Annotated in this window: 11 protein-coding genes; 4 read left to right on the top strand and 7 right to left on the bottom strand. The window is 69.0% G+C overall.

All coding sequences use genetic code 11. The features are described 5' to 3' along the window. Positions 1-2: 2 nt before the first annotated feature. Positions 3-5,837 (bottom strand): HAMP domain-containing protein, encoded by a 5,835-nt coding sequence (locus AC07N1_RS00255; protein WP_494669927.1) that lies wholly within the window; start codon positions 5,835-5,837, stop codon positions 3-5. A 180-nt stretch (positions 5,838-6,017) separates the two neighbouring features. On the opposite strand from AC07N1_RS00255, the gene AC07N1_RS00250 reads away from it, so the two are divergent. From AC07N1_RS00250 to AC07N1_RS00235, 4 genes are all read left to right on the top strand, one after another. After that, entirely contained in the window at positions 6,018-6,602 is a 585-nt protein-coding gene (locus AC07N1_RS00250; RefSeq protein WP_494670065.1) for an RNA polymerase sigma factor, read from the top strand. Further along, positions 6,577-7,539, top strand: a complete 963-nt coding sequence (locus tag AC07N1_RS00245) for a FecR family protein (RefSeq protein WP_494669926.1) — start codon at positions 6,577-6,579, stop codon at positions 7,537-7,539. Before AC07N1_RS00250 ends, AC07N1_RS00245 begins: the two co-directional genes overlap by 26 nt. 125 nt (positions 7,540-7,664) lie before the next feature. Beyond that, positions 7,665-10,724 carry a TonB-dependent receptor gene (locus tag AC07N1_RS00240; protein WP_494669925.1) on the top strand — a complete coding sequence of 1,020 codons (3,060 nt, stop codon included), beginning with the start codon at positions 7,665-7,667 and terminating at the stop codon, positions 10,722-10,724. Positions 10,725-10,812: 88 nt separating this feature from the next. Further along, positions 10,813-11,916, top strand: coding sequence for a pectinesterase family protein (locus AC07N1_RS00235; RefSeq protein WP_494669924.1), 1,104 nt, complete (start codon positions 10,813-10,815; stop codon positions 11,914-11,916). On the opposite strand, the gene AC07N1_RS00230 is transcribed toward AC07N1_RS00235, so the two are convergent. The 6 genes from AC07N1_RS00230 to AC07N1_RS00205 all read right to left on the bottom strand — a co-directional run bounded on the left by AC07N1_RS00230 (position 11,913) and on the right by AC07N1_RS00205 (position 17,998). Further along, positions 11,913-12,938, bottom strand: a complete 1,026-nt coding sequence (locus AC07N1_RS00230) for an amidohydrolase family protein (RefSeq protein WP_494669923.1) — start codon at positions 12,936-12,938, stop codon at positions 11,913-11,915. The two genes, AC07N1_RS00235 and AC07N1_RS00230, sit on opposite strands and share 4 nt — an antisense overlap. Before the next feature lie 128 nt (positions 12,939-13,066). After that, positions 13,067-14,341, bottom strand: coding sequence for an MFS transporter (locus tag AC07N1_RS00225; RefSeq protein ID WP_494669922.1), 1,275 nt, complete (start codon positions 14,339-14,341; stop codon positions 13,067-13,069). Between the two features lie 51 nt (positions 14,342-14,392). After that, a complete protein-coding gene (locus tag AC07N1_RS00220; protein ID WP_494669921.1) occupies positions 14,393-15,340 on the bottom strand; it encodes a LysR substrate-binding domain-containing protein in 948 nt (315 codons plus the stop codon). Continuing rightward, a complete protein-coding gene (locus tag AC07N1_RS00215; protein ID WP_494669920.1) occupies positions 15,341-16,225 on the bottom strand; it encodes an NAD(P)-dependent oxidoreductase in 885 nt (294 codons plus the stop codon). Next, a complete protein-coding gene (locus AC07N1_RS00210; RefSeq protein ID WP_494669919.1) occupies positions 16,222-17,307 on the bottom strand; it encodes a 4-oxalomesaconate tautomerase in 1,086 nt (361 codons plus the stop codon). The genes AC07N1_RS00215 and AC07N1_RS00210 overlap by 4 nt, the downstream gene beginning before the upstream one ends. Before the next feature lie 4 nt (positions 17,308-17,311). Then, the gene (locus tag AC07N1_RS00205) at positions 17,312-17,998 is read right to left on the bottom strand and encodes a 4-carboxy-4-hydroxy-2-oxoadipate aldolase/oxaloacetate decarboxylase (RefSeq protein WP_494669918.1); all 687 of its coding nucleotides are present in this window, start codon (positions 17,996-17,998) and stop codon (positions 17,312-17,314) included. Between the last annotated feature and the right edge of the window lie 57 nt (positions 17,999-18,055).

Genomic DNA, 18,055 nt, shown 5'->3' with positions numbered 1-18,055 from the left:
GATCAGGACGCCGCCGTCGCCAGCACCACCACGTTGTCGCCGGCTGCTCGCGCCGCATCGGCCCGCTGCACAGAGACCCGCAGCACCGAGATCAGTTGGTCCAGGTCCACGGGCTTGGAGACGTAGTCCGAAGCCCCGGCCTGGATGCACTTCTGGCGGTCGCCCTTCATCGCCTTGGCGGTGACGGCGATCACAGGCAGGTCGGCGAAGCGCCGGCGCGAGCGGATCTCGCGCATGGTCTCGTAGCCGTCCATGTCGGGCATCATGATGTCGACCAGCACCAGGTCGACCTGGTCCAGGCCGTCCATCAGCTCCAGCCCCGCGCGGCCGCTCTCGGCGTAGCGCAGCTCGATGCCGTATTCCTCCAGGGCGCTGGCCAGGGAGAAGATGTTGCGGATGTCGTCGTCGATGACGACGGCGGTGCGGCCGGCCAGCACGGCGTCGGCGTGGCGGTTCTGGGCCAGCATGGCGCGGGCGGCGTCGGGCAGGCTGTCGACCCGTTCGTGCAACAGAAGGGCGGCCTGGTCGATCAGCTGTTCGGGCGTGCGCGCGATGCGGGCCAGGCCCGTCAGCACCGCCAGCCGCAGGCGCCGGCTCTCCTCGGCGTCGCGCTCGCCGGGCGCGTACAGCACCACCGTGCCGGGGGCGGGGTTTCGAGCCTTCAGGGCGTCGAGGACCGCCCCGGCGGCGCCCGGCTCGACCTCGATCACCAGGCCGCCGCCTTCGCCCGAGAAGGCCGCGGCGGGGAGGGCGGAAAGGTCCCGCGCCGCATGCGCTTGCCCGAAGGCCTCGCGCAGCAGGCGGGCCGTATCGTCGCCGCCCCCGACCAGGGTCGGCGCCCGCGCGCCGCCGTGGGCCAGGCGGCGCACGCGGTCCAGGGCGGAGATCACCGCTTCCTGCTCGACCGGCTTGCTGGTGAAGCCCAGCGCCCCCATCGACGGGGCAAGGCCCCCGCGGTCGTCGGCCGAGATCACCTGCACCGGGATGTGGCGGGTGTCGGCGGTGCGCTTGAGCAGGTCCAGCAGGGCCAGGCCGTCCATGTCGGGCAGGCCGACGTCGAGCAGTATGGCCTCGGGCGAGAAGCGCCGGGCCAGGGACGGCACGGCCGAGCCTTCGCCCGTCACCACCCCGCGATAGCCGGCGTCGCGCGCCAGGGTCAGCAGGATCGAGGCGAAGCGCGGGTCGTCCTCGACGATCAGCACCACGGAATCGCCGGGTTCGATGCCGTCGCGGTCGTCCTGCACGGTCTCGACCGGCTCGTAGGCGGGCGCGTCGGCCGTGGAGATGACGAAGGTCGCCGGCGGCGCGCCGGCCGGACGCGGCGTCGGGCCAGGCAGGGGCGAGGCCGCCGTCGGGCTGAAGTTCAGCGGCAGATACAGGGTGAAGGTGCTGCCCTGGCCGGGGGTGGAGACCACCCTCAGCTCGCCGCCCAGCAGGCGGGTGATCTCGCGGCTGATCGACAGGCCAAGCCCGGTGCCGCCGTACTTGCGGCTGGTGGTGCCGTCGGCCTGCTGGAAGGCCTCGAAGATGATCCGCTGCTTCTCCTCGGGGATGCCGATGCCGGTGTCCTCGACCGAGAAGGCCAGCACCTGGCCGGCCTTGTTGAGGTGGTCGTTGCCCTCGGCCCAGCCGCGCTCGGCCCGGCTGACCGACAGGCTGACCGAACCGGCCTCGGTGAACTTGAAGGCGTTGGACAGCAGGTTCTTGATCACCTGCTGCAGGCGCTTGTCGTCGGTGTACATGGCCCGGGGCAGGGCGGGATCCAGATCGATCAGGAAGTCGAGCTTCTTGTCCTGGGCGATCTGGGCGAAGGTGCGCTCGGTCTGGTCGCGCAGGCTGGCGAACGACATCTCGCCGATGTCGAGGGTGACCGTGCCGCTCTCGATCTTCGACAGGTCGAGGATGTCGTTGATCAGGCCCAAGAGATCGGCGCCGGCGCTGTGGATGTTCTTGGCGAACTCCACCTGCTTGCCGGAAAGGTTGCCCTGGGCGTTCTCGCTGAGCATCTTCGACAGGATCAGCAGGCTGTTGAGCGGCGTGCGCAGCTCGTGGCTCATGTTGGCCAGGAACTCGGACTTGTATTTCGAGGTCAGGGCCAGCTGCTCGGCCTTCTCCTCCAGCGCCGCCTTGGCCTGCTCGACCTCGGTGTTCTTGGCCTCGACCTGCTTGTTCTGGGCCGACAGCAGCAGGGCCTTGTCTTCCAGCTCGGCGTTGGTCTGCTGCAGTTCCTCCTGCTTGGAGCGCAGCAACTCCTCGGACTGGCGCAGGGACGCGGCCTGTAGTTCCAGGCGGTCGTTGGTCTTCTTCAGCTCGCCCTGCTGGGCCTGCAGTTCCGAGGTCAGCAGCTGCGACTGGGCCAGCAGGCCCTCGGTGCGCATGTTGGCGGCGATGGTCGAAAGCACGATGCCGATCGACTCCATCAGCTGGTCGAGGAAGGCCTGCTGGGTCTCGTTGAAGGCGCCGAAGCTGGCCAGCTCGATCACCGCCTTCAGCTCGCCCTCGAACAGGGCCGGCAGCACGATGATGCTGCGCGGCGCGGCCTCGCCCAGGCCCGAGCTGATCTTGACGTAGTCGGTCGGCAGGTCGGTCAGCAGGATGCGCTTCTTCTCGGCCGCGCACTGGCCGACCAGGCCCTCGCGCAGGCGCAGCTGGGTGGAGGGCGATCGGCGCTGGGCGCCGGCGTAGCTGGCCGCCAGGGTCAGCACCGTGTCGCCGGCGTCGTCGGTTTCCGAGACGTAGAACACCCCGTGCTGGGCGTTGATCAGGGTGGCCAGCTCCGACAGCACCAGGTTCGACACGGTCGACAGGTCGCGTTCGCCCTGCAGCATGCGGCTGAACCGGGCCAGGTTGGTCTTCAGCCAGTCCTGCTCGGTGTTCTTCAACGTCTGATCCTTCAGGTTCCGGATCATCTCGTTGATGTTGTCCTTCAGGGCCGCAACTTCGCCCGAGGCCTCGACCGTGATCGAGCGGGTGAGGTCGCCCTTGGTCACGGCGGTCGAGACCTCGGCGATGGCGCGCACCTGGGTGGTCAGGTTGGCGGCCAGTTCGTTGACGTTGTCGGTCAGGTCGCGCCACAGGCCGGCCGCGCCCGGCACCTTGGCCTGGCCGCCCAGCTTGCCTTCCGAACCCACCTCGCGGGCCACGTTGGTCACCTGGTCGGCGAAGGTGGCCAGGGTCTCGATCATGCCGTTGATGGTGTCGGCCAGCGAGGCGATCTCGCCCTTGGCGTCGAGGGTCAGCTTGCGCTTGAGGTTGCCCTGGGCCACGGCGGTGACGACGTCGGCGATGTTGCGGACCTGGCCGGTGAGGTTGGCGGCCATCATGTTGACGTTGTCGGTCAGGTCCTTCCAGGTGCCGGCCACGCCCGGCACGGCGGCTTGGCCGCCCAGCTTGCCCTCGGTGCCGACCTCGCGGGCCACGCGGGTCACTTCCGAGGCGAAGCCGTTCAGCTGATCGACCATGACGTTGATGGTCGACTTCAGCTCCAGGATCTCGCCGCGCACGTCGACGGTGATCTTCTTGGAGAGGTCGCCCTTGGCGACGGCGGTGGTGACGTCGGCGATGTTGCGGACCTGGCCGGTCAGGTTGGCGGCCATGAAGTTGACGTTGTCCGTCAGGTCCTTCCAGGTGCCGGCCACGCCCTTGACCTGGGCCTGGCCGCCGAGCTTGCCTTCCGTGCCGACCTCGCGCGCGACGCGGGTCACTTCCGAGCTGAACGAGTTCAGCTGATCGACCATGACGTTGATGGTGTTCTTCAGCTCCAGGATCTCGCCGCGGACGTCGACGGTGATCTTCTTGGAGAGGTCGCCCATGGCAACAGCGGTGGTCACCTCGGCGATGTTTCGGACCTGGCCGGTCAGGTTGCCGGCCATCAGGTTGACGTTGTCGGTCAGCTCCTTCCAGGTGCCGGCGACGCCCTTGACCTGGGCCTGGCCGCCCAGCTTGCCCTCGGTGCCGACTTCGCGGGCCACGCGGGTCACTTCCGAGGCGAAGCCGTTCAGCTGGTCCACCATCACGTTGATGGTGTTCTTCAGCTCCAGGATCTCGCCCTTCACGTCGACGGTGATCTTCTTGGAGAGGTCGCCATTGGCCACGGCGGTGGTCACGTCGGCGATGTTGCGGACCTGGCCGGTGAGGTTGGCGGCCATGAAGTTGACGTTGTCGGTCAGGTCCTTCCAGGTGCCGGCCACGCCCCGAACCTGCGCCTGGCCGCCCAGCTTGCCCTCGGTGCCGACCTCGCGCGCCACCCGGGTCACTTCCGAGCTGAACGAGTTCAGCTGGTCCACCATGGTGTTGATGGTGTTCTTCAGCTCCAGGATCTCGCCGCGCACGTCGACGGTGATCTTCTTGGAGAGGTCGCCGCGCGCCACGGCGGTGGTGACCTCGGCGATGTTGCGGACCTGGCCGGTCAGGTTGCCGGCCATCAGGTTGACGTTGTCGGTCAGCTCCTTCCAGGTGCCCCCGACCCCGGTGACGTTGGCCTGACCGCCCAGCTTGCCTTCCGTACCCACTTCGCGGGCCACGCGGGTTACTTCGCTGGCGAAGGCGTTCAGCTGATCGACCATGACGTTGATGGTCGACTTCAGTTCGAGGATCTCGCCCTTCACGTCGACGGTGATCTTCTTGGAGAGGTCGCCGTTGGCCACGGCGGTGGTCACCTCGGCGATGTTCCGAACCTGGCCGGTGAGGTTTGCGGCCATGAAGTTGACGTTGTCGGTGAGGTCCTTCCACGTCCCGCCGACGCCCTCGACCTGGGCCTGACCGCCCAGCTTGCCTTCGGTGCCGACCTCGCGCGCCACGCGGGTGACTTCCGAGGCGAAGGCGTTCAGCTGGTCCACCATCACGTTGATGGTGTCCTTCAGCTCCAGGATCTCGCCGCGCACGTCGACGGTGATCTTCTTGGACAGGTCGCCGCGGGCCACGGCGGTGGTGACCTCGGCGATGTTGCGGACCTGGCCCGTGAGGTTGCCGGCCATCAGGTTGACGTTGTCGGTCAGCTCCTTCCAAGTCCCGCCGACGCCCTCCACCTGGGCCTGGCCGCCCAGCTTGCCCTCGGTGCCGACCTCGCGGGCCACCCGGGTCACTTCGCTGGCGAAGGCGTTCAGCTGGTCCACCATCACGTTGATGGTGTTCTTCAGCTCCAGCACCTCGCCCTTCACGTCGACGGTGATCTTGCGCGACAGGTCGCCGTTGGCGACGGCGGTGGTGACCTCGGCGATGTTGCGGACCTGGCCGGTCAGGTTGGCGGCCATCAGGTTGACGTTGTCGGTCAGGTCCTTCCAGGCGCCGGCGACGCCCGCCACCTTGGCCTGGCCGCCCAGCTTGCCCTCGGTGCCGACCTCGCGGGCCACGCGGGTCACTTCCGACACGAACGAGCCCAGCTGCCCGACCATGGTGTTGACGACCTTGCCGATGCGCAGGAATTCGCCGCGCAGCGGGTGGTCCTCGTTCTCGAGGTCCATGGTCTGGGAGAGGTCGCCCTTGGCCACGGCCCCGATCACCCGGGCCATTTCGGCGGTCGGGTGCACCATGTCGGTGATCAGGCTGTTGACCGCCTCGACGCTGTCGTTCCACGAGCCCAGGGCGCCGGGCAGGGCGGCGCGCTGGTTGATCTTGCCCTGGCGGCCGACGGCGTCGCGCAGGCGCTCGAATTCCTTGGAAATCCGGTCGTTGAGACCGACGGCGTCGTTGAAGGCCTCGGCCAGTTCGCCGTCGAGTCCATCGAGATCATCAGGCAGGCGGACGGAGAAGTCTCCGCGTCGAAAGGCCCGCAACGCCGCCAGCAGTTGGCGTTGGTCCAGCTTGTGTTCGCCGGCCGTCTGCCCCGTGTCCCGCATTTCGCCCCCTCGAGTCCCGAACCGTTGCGGCGGAACTCCACTCAACTGAACGGAGAACGCGGCTGTTTGATGTGGGTTCCGGGCGGGTGACGCGGACGAAGGCTGACTTTTCCGCCGTCGGGTTTGACGGAAATTCCCCGGCCGTGCATCGCTCCCTTCAGAACAATCAGGGCGGAAACGGTGTCGGACGGGCGTACGCGTGTCGTGGCTTGGATCGGGCGGGAAATCCTGCCCCATGAAGCCGACCTGCGCGCGTGGCTGAGACGGGCGTTCGCGGCCGCGGGCGACGTCGACGACATCGTGCAGGAAACCTATTGCCGCCTGGCGGGCCTCAACGCCGTCGAGCACATCGGCGAGCCGCGGGCCTATCTCTTCCAGGCCGCCCGCAGCGTGGCGCTGGAACAGCTTCGGCGGGCCAGGGTGGTGCGGATCGACACGGCGGCCGAGATCGACTCTCTCAATGTCGAGCTCGATGAGCCTTCGCCCGAACGCATCGCCGGCGGGCGGCGCGAGCTGGAGCGGGTGCGGCGGCTGATCGCCGCCTTGCCCGACCGCTGCCGCCGGATCTTCGAGATGCGCAAGATCGAGGGCCTGCCTCAGCGCGAGATCGCCCGCCGCATGGGCGTGACCGAGAACGTGGTCGAAAACGAATCCGTGAGGGGGCTTCGCGCCATCCTCGCCGCCCTCGCCGAGGGTGAAACCGAGCAACCATCGACGGCCGCGAGGAGGCCGAGCACGCATGACCGAACGCGAAAGCGCCGCTGACATTGAGGCGCGCGCCGCCCGATGGGTGGTGCGCGTCGATCAGGGCGAACTTCCCGCCGAAGAGGCGGCTGAACTCGAAGCCTGGCTCGCCGGCGATCCGCGTCGGCGCGGCGCCTTCGTGCGCGCCCAGGCCGGTTGGACCCTGCTGGACCGCGCTCGCGTGCTCGAACCGGAGGCTGTGAAACCGGCGAAGGCGCCGTCGCGGCGCGCCCTGCTGGCCGGCGGCGGCGTCGCCGCGGCCGCCGCCTGCGTCGCGGCGCTGCTGGTCCCGCGCCTGCTGGCCGCGCGCTACGGCACGGCGGTGGGCGAGATCCGGCGCGTGCCGCTGGCCGACGGCTCGATGGCCGCCATCAACACCGACACCGCCCTGGAAGTGGCCATGAAGCCGCGCAAGCGGGAGGTGCGGCTCGACAAGGGCGAGGCCTGGTTCCAGGTCGCCAAGGACGCGCAGCGGCCGTTCGTGGTCGAGAGCGGGCCAGTGCGGGTGAGGGCGGTCGGTACGGCCTTCTCCGTCCGTCGCCGCGCCGGCGGCTGCGAGGTGCTGGTCACCGAGGGCGTTGTCGAGGTCTGGTCCGAGGGCGCGGGCGAGGCGCCCCGCCGCGTGGCCGCCGGCGAGCGGGTCTTCGTCTCCGACAGCGCCGGCGCGGCCCGCCCGGCGCCCGCCTCGCTGGAGATCACCCGGGAGCTGGCCTGGCGCGAAGGCCAGATCGTGCTCGACGGCGAGGCCTTCGGCGCGGCGGCCGAGGAGTTCAACCGCTACAACGCCCGCAAGATCGTCATCGTCGACCAGGCGCTGGCCGACCAGCGGCTGGTCGGCTGGTTCCGCACCAACGAGCCCGAAAGCTTCGCCCGCGCCGCGGCCGCCAGTTTCGGCGCGAAGGTGACGGTGCGCGGCGACGCCATTCTCGTGGAGGCCGGCGCGGCGCTTGCGGAATAAGGGCCGATCGCCCTGACAGCGAAAAATTTCGCCGATGTCTGACGGAAACCGGTTTCCCTCGCATCGCTCTAGACAGGCGCTCCGAGAAGCGCCGTGCGAAACGACAAAAACAGGGAGGGCGCGGAATGGGTTGTCCGCGATATGTCTACGGCAAGTCGGCCTTGATGCTGGCGGCTGGCGCCGCGGCGGTTCTGGTGGGCACGCAAGCCCAGGCTCAGACCCGAAAGTTCGATATTCCGGCCCAGGCCGCGGCCTCGGGCATTCCGCAGTTCGGCAAGCAGGCCGACCTGCAGATCCTGGCGCCGCAGGCGGCCGTCCAGGGCAAGCGGGTCAACGCCGTGCGCGGGACCTACACCGTCTCCGAAGGCCTTTCGCGCCTGCTCGACGGCGCCAACCTCACCGTGGTCTCCAACGACGGCCGCACGGCGGTACTGGGCCAGAAGGCCTCGGTGCAACTGGCCTCGACCGCTCCGGTCGCCATCCCGCAGCAGTCCGAGCCGGTCGGCGACACCATCGAGGAGCCCGCCGCCGTCGAGGAAGTGGTCGTCACCGGCTTCCGCGCCAGCCTGGGCAGCGCCCTGAACGTCAAGAAGCGCTCCAGTGGCGTGGTCGACGTCATCAAGGCCGAGGACATCGCCGACTTCCCGGACGCCAACCTCGCAGAGTCCATCCAGCGCGTGCCCGGCGTCTCGATCGCCCGCGACGCCGGCGAGGGCCGCCAGATCACGGTCCGGGGCCTGGGTCCCCAGTTCACCCGCGTGCGCATCAACGGCGTGGAGGGGCAGAGCACGGCCAGCGGCACCGACAGCTCGGGTGGCGCCAACCGTAACCGCTCGTTCGACTTCAACGTCTTCGCCTCGGAGCTCTTCAACAGCATCACCGTGCGTAAGACCGCCTCGGCCTCGACCGAGGAAGGCTCGCTGGGCGCCACGGTCGACCTGCAGACCGGCCGGCCGTTCGACTACAAGGGCGCGACCTTCGTGGTCTCGGCCCAGCAGGGCTACAACGACCTGTCGGAAAGCTGGGACCCGCGCTTCGCGGCCCTGGCGTCCGACACCTGGTTCGACGGCAAGCTCGGCGCGCTCGTCTCGGTCGCCTACACCGAGCGCCACCTGCTGGAAGAGGGCCACGGCTCGGGCGGCTGGCTGAACGGCACGGAGGTGGGCGGCTTCAGCCCGGCCTCGACCTTCACCCAGGCCAGTTCCGCCAGCGTCTTCACCCCGCGCTTCCCGCGCTACGGCCGCCTGACCCATGACCAGAAGCGCCTGGGGATCACCAGCTCGCTGCAGTTCCGGCCCGACGAGAAGACCCTGATCTCGGCCGACTTCCTCTATTCGGACTTCAAGGCCAAGCGCACCGAGAACTGGCTGGAAGCCCTGTCCTTCGCCCGCAACGCCGCCCAGGGCGGCCGGCCCGAGATCATCGTCCGCGACGGCGTGGTCAACGCCAAGGGCGACATGGTCTACGGCCTGTTCGACGACGTCGACGTCGAGAGCGAGACCCGCTTCGACAAGCTCGACACCAAGTACACCCAGGCCACCTTCACCGCCGAGCACCACTTCACCGATCGCTTCAAGGTGACGGGCCTGGTCGGCTTCTCGAAGTCGGACTTCGACAACCCGATCCAGACCACGGTGATCCTCAACCGCGAGAACGCCGACGGTTTCTCGTACGACTATCGGAACAACGCCAACCTGCCGGCGATGAACTTCGGCTTCGACGTCACAGACCCGCTGGCCTACAATTTCGGTGCGGCGCGCTCTGAGATCCGCCTGCGGCCGCAGGGCGTCACCAACACCATCCAGACCGCCCAGCTCGACGGCGACTATGAGCTCTCCGACACCTTCCGCCTGAAGGCGGGCGTGAACCTCAAGAAGTACGAGTTCGACTCCTGGGCCCTGGCGCGAGTCAGCGAGTCCGTCGTGCCGACCCTGCCGGCCGGCGTCACCCTGGCCAGCCTGACCAAGCTGGTCAGCGGCTTCGGCAAGAACCTCGGCGCTTCGGGCATCCCGACCGCCTGGGCCGCCCCCGACCTCGACGCCTTCGCCAAGCTGTTCAACATCTACAGCGGCACGGGCCTGTTCGAGCTGTCCGGAGCCAGCAACTCGGCCGCCCGCGGCAACATCCGCAGCGTCACCGAGAAGGACAGCGCCGCCTACGTGCAGCTGGACTTCAACACCGACCGCTTCGCCTGGCCCGTGCGCGGCGACGTCGGCGTGCGCTACGTCAAGACCGACCAGAGCTCGACCGGCTACCAGCTGGTGTCCGGCGCGGCCCAGCAGGCCACGGTCAAGCGCGACTACGAGGACGTGCTGCCGGCCCTCAACCTGACCGCCGAGGTCACGCCCGACTTCCTGCTGCGCTTTGGCGCGGCCAAGGTGATGACCCGTCCCAACCTCGGCAGCCTGACCCCGGGCGGCAGCCTCAGCGTCGCCGGCGTGTTCAGCGTCAGCTCGGGCAATCCCAACCTCGACCCGATCCGGGCCACGACCTACGACCTGTCGGCCGAGTGGTACTTCGCCAAGGACGCCCTGCTGTCGGTCGGCCTGTTCTACAAGGACATCGACAGCTACATCCAGACCAAGCGGGTCTCCCAGACCTTCGCCGCCTCGGGCTTTCCGATCGGCTTGCTCGACGGCCTGCCCGGCGTGAGCGCGGGCGACACCTTCCTGTTCAGCCAGCCGGTCAACACTAAGGGCGGGCCGCTGAAGGGGATCGAGATCAGCTACCAGCAGCCGTTCAGCTTCCTGCCCGGCCCGCTGCGCCACACCGGGGCGATCTTCAACGTCACGATCGTCGACTCCAAGATCGACTACATCTCCAGCCTGTCCTCGACCGGCTACGTGCAGAACGACTTGGTGGGCCTGTCGAAGAACGCCTTCAACGCCACCCTCTACTACGAGGACGACCGGTTCAGCGCCCGCGTCTCCGGGGCCTATCGCGACAAGTACCTGACCGCCGTGCCCAGCGGCACGTCGACCAACGACATCGACGGGGTGCGCGACACCTTCACCGTCGACGCCTCGGCCTCGTATGCGATCAACAAGCGCCTGAAGGTCACCTTCGAAGGCCTGAACCTGACCGACGAGGTCAACGCCCAGTACACCGACAGCCAACGCGACAGCGTCTACGTCTACTCGCATACCGGCCGGCAATATAACTTCGGCCTGCGGTACTCGTTCTAGGCTGGAACAAGCTTCCTCCTCCCAGGGGAATTCAGGGCGTCGGTCTTTCCTCCAGGACCGGCGCCCGCCTTTTCTTTTTGAGGCTTCGATGACGATCGTTTCGCGCCGGTCCGTGACGGCCGGTCTGCTGCTGGTCCCGGGTATCGCCTCGGCGGCGCCCCGCTACGACGCCGTGCTGAAGCGGGCCGACGATCCGCGCCGCTTCTCCGCCCCGACCTATGACCGCCTCTCGGCAGCCGTCACCGCCGCGCCCAAGGATGGAAAGCGGCCGTTCCGCATCCTGGTCACGCGCGGCGTTTGGGACGAGCAGGTCGTGATCGACAGGCCCTCCGTCCACCTGGTCGGCGAGGATCGCCAGGCCAGCATCATCAGCCACCTGGCCGCCTCGGGCCTGATCGCGCCCGACGGCAAGCGCTGGGGCACCTTCCGCACCCCGACCCTGTTCGTCCGCGCGCCCGATTTCGCCGCCCGCAACCTGACCATCCGCAACGCCTTCGATGGTCTTGCGGAAATGTCCAAGCCCGGCGGCCTTCACTCGCACGACGGCGGCGGCCCTCAGGCCGTGGCCCTGATGCTCGACAAGGGCTCGGACCGCGCCCGGTTCACCGAGGTCGACATCCTCAGCTACCAGGACACCCTGTTTCCCGACACCGGCGCCAGCCTGTTCGAGCGCTGCCTGATCGCCGGCAGCTACGACTTCATCTTCGGGGCGGGCAGGGCGTTCTTCCGCGATTGCGAGATCCGCTCGCTGCCGCGCCCGGTCGATCCGGTCGACGGCTATGTCGTCGCCCCCAGCACGCCGATCGACCAGCCGTTCGGCTTCGTCTTCAAGGACTGCAGGCTGACCAAGGCCCCCGGCACGACGCGCCATTCGGTGTATCTGGGCCGGCCCTGGCGGCCCTCCGGCCAGTTCCCCGACGGCCGTTACGGCGACCCGAAATATGTCGCGGCGGCCGCCTTCATCGACTGCTGGATGGACGACCATGTCGCGCCCGAGGGTTGGACCGAGATGTGGTACACCGGCAAGGACGGCAATCCGCGCACCATGCTCCAACCGGAGGCGGTGCGGTTCTCGCAGTTCGGCTCCGGCGGCCCGGGCGCGGCGGCGTTCCGGCGCGGTCGCACGCTTACCGCAACCGAAGCCCGAGGCATGAGCCAGCAAGCGGTGCTCGCCGGCTGGAACGTCAGCTAGAGCCCGCGCGCCTTCAGGATCGCATCGAGGCGCGGGAACACCCGGCGGGCGTTGCCCTCGAAGATCGCGTGGCGATCGGCGTCGGGGATGTCGAGCGCGTCGACATAGCGCTTGGTGTCGTCGAAATGGAAACCCGTTGTCGGATCGATGCCGCGCACGGCGCCGACCATCTCCGAGCCGAACAGGATGTTCTTGCTGTCGATCACCTGCGCCAGCAGGTTCACCCCCGGCTGGTGATAGACGCAGGTGTCGAAGAACACGTTGTTCATCAGGTGGCTGTCCAGGCCCGGCTTCTTCAGCATGTCGGCCAAGCCCCGGTAGCGGCCCCAGTGATAGGGAACCGCGCCGCCGCCGTGCGGGATGATGAACTTCAGGGTCGGGAAGTCGGCGAACAGGTCGCCCTCGATCAGCTGCATGAAGGCGATGGTGTCGGCGGCGATGTAGAAGGCGCCGGTGGCGTGCAGGGCGTGATTGCACGAGCCCGACACGTGGATCATCGCCGGCACGTCCAGCTCGCACATCTTCTCGTAGAAGGGATACCAGTAACGGTCGGTCAGCGGCGGATGGGCGAAGTGGCCGCCGCCGGGATCGGGGTTGAGGTTGCAGCCGATGAAGCCCAGCTCGTTCACGCACCGCTCCAGCTCGGCGATCGAGCCTTGCAGGTCGGCGGCCGGCGACTGGGGCAGCATGCAGACGCCCGCGAAGGTCTCCGGATAGAGATCGACCACCCGCTTGATCAGATCATTGCAGCGCTGCGCCCAGGCCCGGCTGACGCCCTCGTCGCCGACATGGTGGGCCATGGTCGAGGCGCGGGGGCTGAAGATGGTCATGTCGGCGCCGCGCTCGCGGATCAGCCGCAGCTGGGCGCCCTCGATCGACCGGCGGATCAGGTCGTCGGAGATCTCGGGATAGGGGGGCGGCGCGGTCTTGTCCTCGAAGGCCTTCACCTGGGCCTCGCGCCAGGCGTTATGGGGCTCCGGCGCGGTCGTGTAGTGGCCGTGGCAGTCGATGATCAGGCTCATGCGAAGGGAACTTTCCTTACCGCGCAGACGAGGCCGCGTGGCCGGAAAATGCCCCCTCGGCACGACCCTGTCGTATCGGATGATCGGAACGGCTATGCCGCCCGGTTATAGGCGGGGCGGCGCGCGCCTCAGATCTTCACCGGCTCCATCTTGGGGGCCAGCAGATGCACGACCAGCAGGGCCACCAGATAGGCGCTGCCGGCGACGATGAAGATCGGGGTGTAGGCGCCGATCGTCTCGAGGACCTGGCCGATGTACTTGGAGAACACCATGCCGCCCAGGGCGCCGAGCATGCCGCCGATGCCGACGACGGAGCCGACGGCGCCGCGCGGGAAGACGTCGGAGGGCAGGGTGTAGAGGTTGGCCGAGAAGCCCTGGTGGGCGGCGGTGGCCACCCCGATGATCAGCACCGCGACCCAGACCGAGCTGGCGAACGAGGCGAACATCACCGGCACGGCCAGCAGGGCGCAGATCAGCATGGTCAGCTTGCGGGCGTGGTTGATCGACCAGCCGCGCTTCATCAGGTTGGACGACAGCCAGCCGCCGCCGACCGATCCGACATCGCTGAGCAGATAGATGGCGATCAGCGGCGGGCCGAAGGTCTTCAGGTCCAGGCCATAGCGCTTGCCCAGGAAGTCGGGCAGCCAGAACAGGAACATCCACCAGATCGGGTCGATCAGGAACTTGCCCAGGGCGTAGGCCCAGGTTTCGCGCTTGGTCAAAAGCTTGGCCCAGCCGATCTTCTCGACCGGGTCGGCGGGATCCTGCTCGATGTGGGCCAGTTCGGCCGCGCCCAGCTTCCTGTGCTCGCGCGGACGGCGATAGACCAGCAGCCAGATCGGCAGCCAGATCAGGCCCGCCACGCCGGTGACGATGAAGGCCATCTGCCAGCCGAAGGCCAGGACGATGCCGGGCACGACCAGGGGCGTGACGATGGCGCCGATATTGGTGCCGGCGTTGAAGATGCCGGTGGCGAAGGCGCGTTCCTTCTTGGGGAACCACTCGGCCACGGCCTTGATGCCGCCGGGGAAGCCGCCGGCCTCGCCGACGCCAAGACCCATGCGGGCGAAGACGAAGCCGCCGAAGCCCTTGGCCGCGGCGTGGGCGATGTGGGCGATCTGCCAGATGGCGAAGGCCACGCCGAAGCCCCAGCGGGCCCCGATCTTGTCCATGATCTTGCCCCAGGCGAGGTAAGCCACGGCGTAGGCCAGCTGGAAGTAGAAGACGAGGTCGGCGTAGTGCTTCTCGTTCCAGCCGAACTCGTGAGAGAGATCGGCCTTCAGCAGGCCGATCGTCTGCCGGTCCACATAGTTGATGACCATCGCCGCGAACAGCAGGCTGACGATCACCCAGCGATAGCGACCGATCTTCTCGGATGGCGCGGGAGCCGTTGGTCGTTGCATTCTCGTTGTTTCCTCGCCCCTGCCTGGTTCTTTTCTCGTTGGCGCGTCCGGCTAGTCGGGCGGTCCGGCCAATCGGTTCTCGATCTCGCCGACATAGGCGCGGGCGGCGTCGACGAAGGCCTGGGTGTTGCGCAGCAGGGCCGTGTCGCCCCGCCGGATCAGCCCTGCCGGGCGCGGACGTCCGGTGGCCGGCAGCGGCAGCAGGCGCAGCGCCCCGCGCAGCAGGTCGCCGGCCAGCATCATGTGCGGGATCACCGCCACCCCGTCGGTGGCGTAGAGGATCTCGCGGATCATGGCGACCGAACTGGAGCGCAGCGGCTGGTGTGGGGCGACGCCCATTTCGGCCAGCAGCACGTCGATCTCCTGGCCCACGCGCTGCGAGACCGTCGGCAGCACCAGCGAATAGTCGGCCAGCACCGCCGCCGTCGCGTCCCGGCGATCGAAGATCGGGTGATCGGATCGCGCCACCACGGAAATCGGCTCGGAATAGAATGGCGTGCGCACCAGGCCGTCGGGCTCGGCCAGGGTGTAGAGGCGGCCGATGACCAGATCGAGTTCCCGCCGCGACAGCTGCGAGATCAGTTCCTCGGTGCGGCCCTGAATGACCCGCACCTCGATGTCCGGCCGGGCGATCTTCAGGCGGGCCAAGGCGCCGGGCAGCACGCCGGCGGCCGCCACGGGCAGGGCGCCGACCACCACCGGGCCGCCGTCGCCGCCTTCCAGGGCGTCCAGCTCATCTTCCAGTCGGCCGATCTCGGCCAGCAGCCGGCGGGCGGCGGCCGCCACCGTCAGGCCGAAGGGCGTCGGATCCACGCCGCGAGCATGGCGATCGAACAGCCGCGCGCCGACGATCTCCTCGATCTCCTGCAGGCTCTTGGTCAGGGCCGGCTGGCTGAGGCCTAGCGCCCGGGCGGCCTGCAGGATGCTGTCATGCGTGGCGATCGCGTCGATCACGCGCAGGTGTCGGAACTTCAGGCGCTGTTGCAGGTAGCGTCGCACTCAGGTCTTCCGCTGGATGGCCGCAGCCGTTGTCCGCCGCTCGATCGCGTCGAGCAAGTCCCCAAGCTCGGCCGCCTGGTCGGCGGGCGCGGCGAGACCCAGCGAGCCCTGGCGGGCGTGCACCTCGACCGTGGCCCGGGCCATGGGCGAGGGCAGGCCGGCCGCCTCCAGCATCGCCGCCGCCTCGGCCATCTCCTCGCTGCGGCGGACGCCGTGCGCCAGGGGGCGGGTGAGGAGGTAGCGCGCCAGGGCCGGCCAGTCCGGATGGGGAATGGTGTTGCTCAGCGAGGCCAGCACCTGCGCCTCGACGCCGTAGTGGCGGGCGCTGGCCAGGCTCTCGGTGACGATCGCCTCCAGGCCCTTGACGAAGATGCTGCGCGACAGCTTCACGGCCGACGGGCCGCCGACCACGTCGCCGAACACCTCGGCGGAAAAGCCCAGGCGCTCGAGCAGAGGCAGGATCGCCGTCGCGCGCGGTCCGCCGAGCAGGATGGGGGTCGCTATCCGCCTGGACGCTATCGGAGCCATGACGGCGGCCTCGACATAGCGCTCGATCAGCGCCGCCTGCGCCTGGCGGGTCTGGGGCGCGACGGAGTTGAGGTCGAGAAAGAACGCCTCGCCCAGATGCGGCGCGGCCGTGCGGGCGACGTTCACCGCCTCGCCCGCGGTCACGGCGCTGATGACGAGGTCGCGGTCCTGGCAGGCCGAGGCGATGTCGAATGCGGCGCGCGCGCCGGTCTCGGCGACGGCGCGGGCCGGACCAGAAGCGGCGTCCGCCAGCAGGCGGTCATGGACGACGATGTCGGCGAAGCCGGCCGCGACCAGATCAGCGTGCAGCGTCTGACCGACTTCGCCGAAGCCGATCAGGGCGAGGCGCGGGCTCATCGGCGACCGTCCCAGACGCTGGCCGGCACGAACACCTGGCCGGTCATCAGCAGGCGCGCCGTGCGCAGCAGGGCGGCCGACACCACCTCGCCCCGCGGCGACAGGGTCAGCAGGGCCGTGAACTCGCCGGTCGGGTGCTCGACGCTGACCGAGATTTCGCCGGTCAGGTCCGGCAGGCTGGCGACCGAGGCGGCGACCGAGCCCTTCAGGCAGGCCGCGGTGGCGACGCTGACCGCGCCGAACACGCCGATCGCCTTGTGCACCGTGTGCGGGATGAAGCTGCGGGTCGACAGGGCGCCGCCCGCCGTCGGAGGCGAGACCAGGGTGATCTTGGGCACGGTGGCGTCGGTGACGTCGCCCAGGTTCATGCGCCGCCCGGCCTCCAGGCGGATCGCCTCGACCCTGGCGCGGAGCGCGGCATGGGCCTCCAGCTCGGCCGGAGCCTCGCTACCCGTCACGCCCAGGTCGGCGGCGCGGACCACCACCACCGGCATGCCGTTGTCGATCAGGGTGGTCTCGACGCCTTCGATGACGTCAACCACGTTGCTCGTCGGCAGGAGGGCGCCGCAGGACGAGCCGGCGACGTCGGCGAAGGCGATCGGGATCGGCGCGGCCGAACCGGGCACGCCGTCGATCCGGCAGTCGCCCTCGTAGTTCACCCGCCCGCCGGGGGTCTCGATGCGGGCGGTCGCCAGGCCGTCGGTGTTGCGCATGAAGATACGCACCGGCGTCTGGCCGTCCTGCGCCGCGACCAGGCCCTGCTCGATGGCGTAGGGGCCGACCCCCGCGAGGATGTTGCCGCAGTTCTGGCGGTCGCTGACCTTGGCCTCGGCGACCGAGACCTGCAGGAACAGGTAGTCGACGTCGGCGTCGGGATGGTGGGAGGGCGAGACGATCGCGACCTTGCTGGTCAGGCTGTCGGCGCCGCCCATGCCGTCGATCTGGCGTGCGTCGGGCGAGCCCATGGCCGCCAGCAGCACCCGGTCGCGCAGGGCCTCGTCGGCCGGCAGGTCCTCGGCCCGGAAATAGAGGCCCTTGGAGGTGCCGCCGCGCAGGACGGCGCAGGGAATGGCCGTCTGCATGGGCTCAGGCGTCCTGGCTTTCGACATAGACGAGGCCGGCGGCGGCGAGCTTCTCGCGCATCTTGTAGAGATCCAGGCCCAGCACGCCGGCCGCCAGCTGGGCGCGCTTGTCGACCTCGGCCGCCTCGCGCTTGGCCGAGGCCGCCAGCACCGCGTCGGCGTCCTTGTGGGCCACCACCACCACGCCGTCGTCGTCGGCCACGATCACGTCGCCGGGGTGGATCAGGGCGCCGCCGCAGACCACCGGCACGTTGACGCTGCCCAAGGTCGCCTTGACCGTACCTTGCGCCGAGATGGCGCTGGACCAGACAGGAAAGCCCATCGCCTTCAGAACGGCCACGTCGCGCACCCCGGCGTCGATGACCAGGGCGCGGACGCCGCGTGCGATCAGAGAGGTGGCCAGCAGGTCGCCGAAATAGCCCGCGTCGCTGAACGAGGTCGGCGCGACGACGAGAATGTCGCCCGGCCGGCACTGCTCGATGGCCACGTGCAGCATCCAGTTGTCGCAGGGCGGCGAGGAGACCGTCACCGCCGTGCCGGCCACGTGCGCGCCCGGCCAGATCGGCCGCAGCTTCGGCGACAGCAGGCCGATGCGCCCTTGGGCCTCGTGGATGGTGGCGACGCCGAAGGCCGCCAGGCCCTCGACCGTTTCCTTCGACGCCCGCGGCGGGTTGGTGACGACCTTGTGCAAGGCAAGCGCTCCGAAGCCGAAAATCTCTGCGGCGCCGGCGCAAGAAGCGCTGGGCCA

Source organism: Caulobacter sp. GW821-FHT09B11, from assembly GCF_059418205.1.
This window is presented reverse-complemented; position numbering and strand designations above follow the sequence as displayed.

Excerpts from the sequence above, each read along its gene's own strand:
- AC07N1_RS00255 (WP_494669927.1), bottom strand. The coding sequence starts at position 5,837 with ATGCGGGACACGGGGCAGACGGCCGGCGAACACAAGCTGGACCAACGC.
- AC07N1_RS00245 (WP_494669926.1), top strand. The coding sequence starts at position 6,577 with ATGACCGAACGCGAAAGCGCCGCTGACATTGAGGCGCGCGCCGCCCGA.
- AC07N1_RS00240 (WP_494669925.1), top strand. The coding sequence starts at position 7,665 with ATGGGTTGTCCGCGATATGTCTACGGCAAGTCGGCCTTGATGCTGGCG.
- AC07N1_RS00235 (WP_494669924.1), top strand. The coding sequence starts at position 10,813 with ATGACGATCGTTTCGCGCCGGTCCGTGACGGCCGGTCTGCTGCTGGTC.
- AC07N1_RS00230 (WP_494669923.1), bottom strand. The coding sequence starts at position 12,938 with ATGAGCCTGATCATCGACTGCCACGGCCACTACACGACCGCGCCGGAG.
- AC07N1_RS00225 (WP_494669922.1), bottom strand. The coding sequence starts at position 14,341 with ATGCAACGACCAACGGCTCCCGCGCCATCCGAGAAGATCGGTCGCTAT.
- AC07N1_RS00215 (WP_494669920.1), bottom strand. The coding sequence starts at position 16,225 with ATGAGCCCGCGCCTCGCCCTGATCGGCTTCGGCGAAGTCGGTCAGACG.
- AC07N1_RS00210 (WP_494669919.1), bottom strand. The coding sequence starts at position 17,307 with ATGCAGACGGCCATTCCCTGCGCCGTCCTGCGCGGCGGCACCTCCAAG.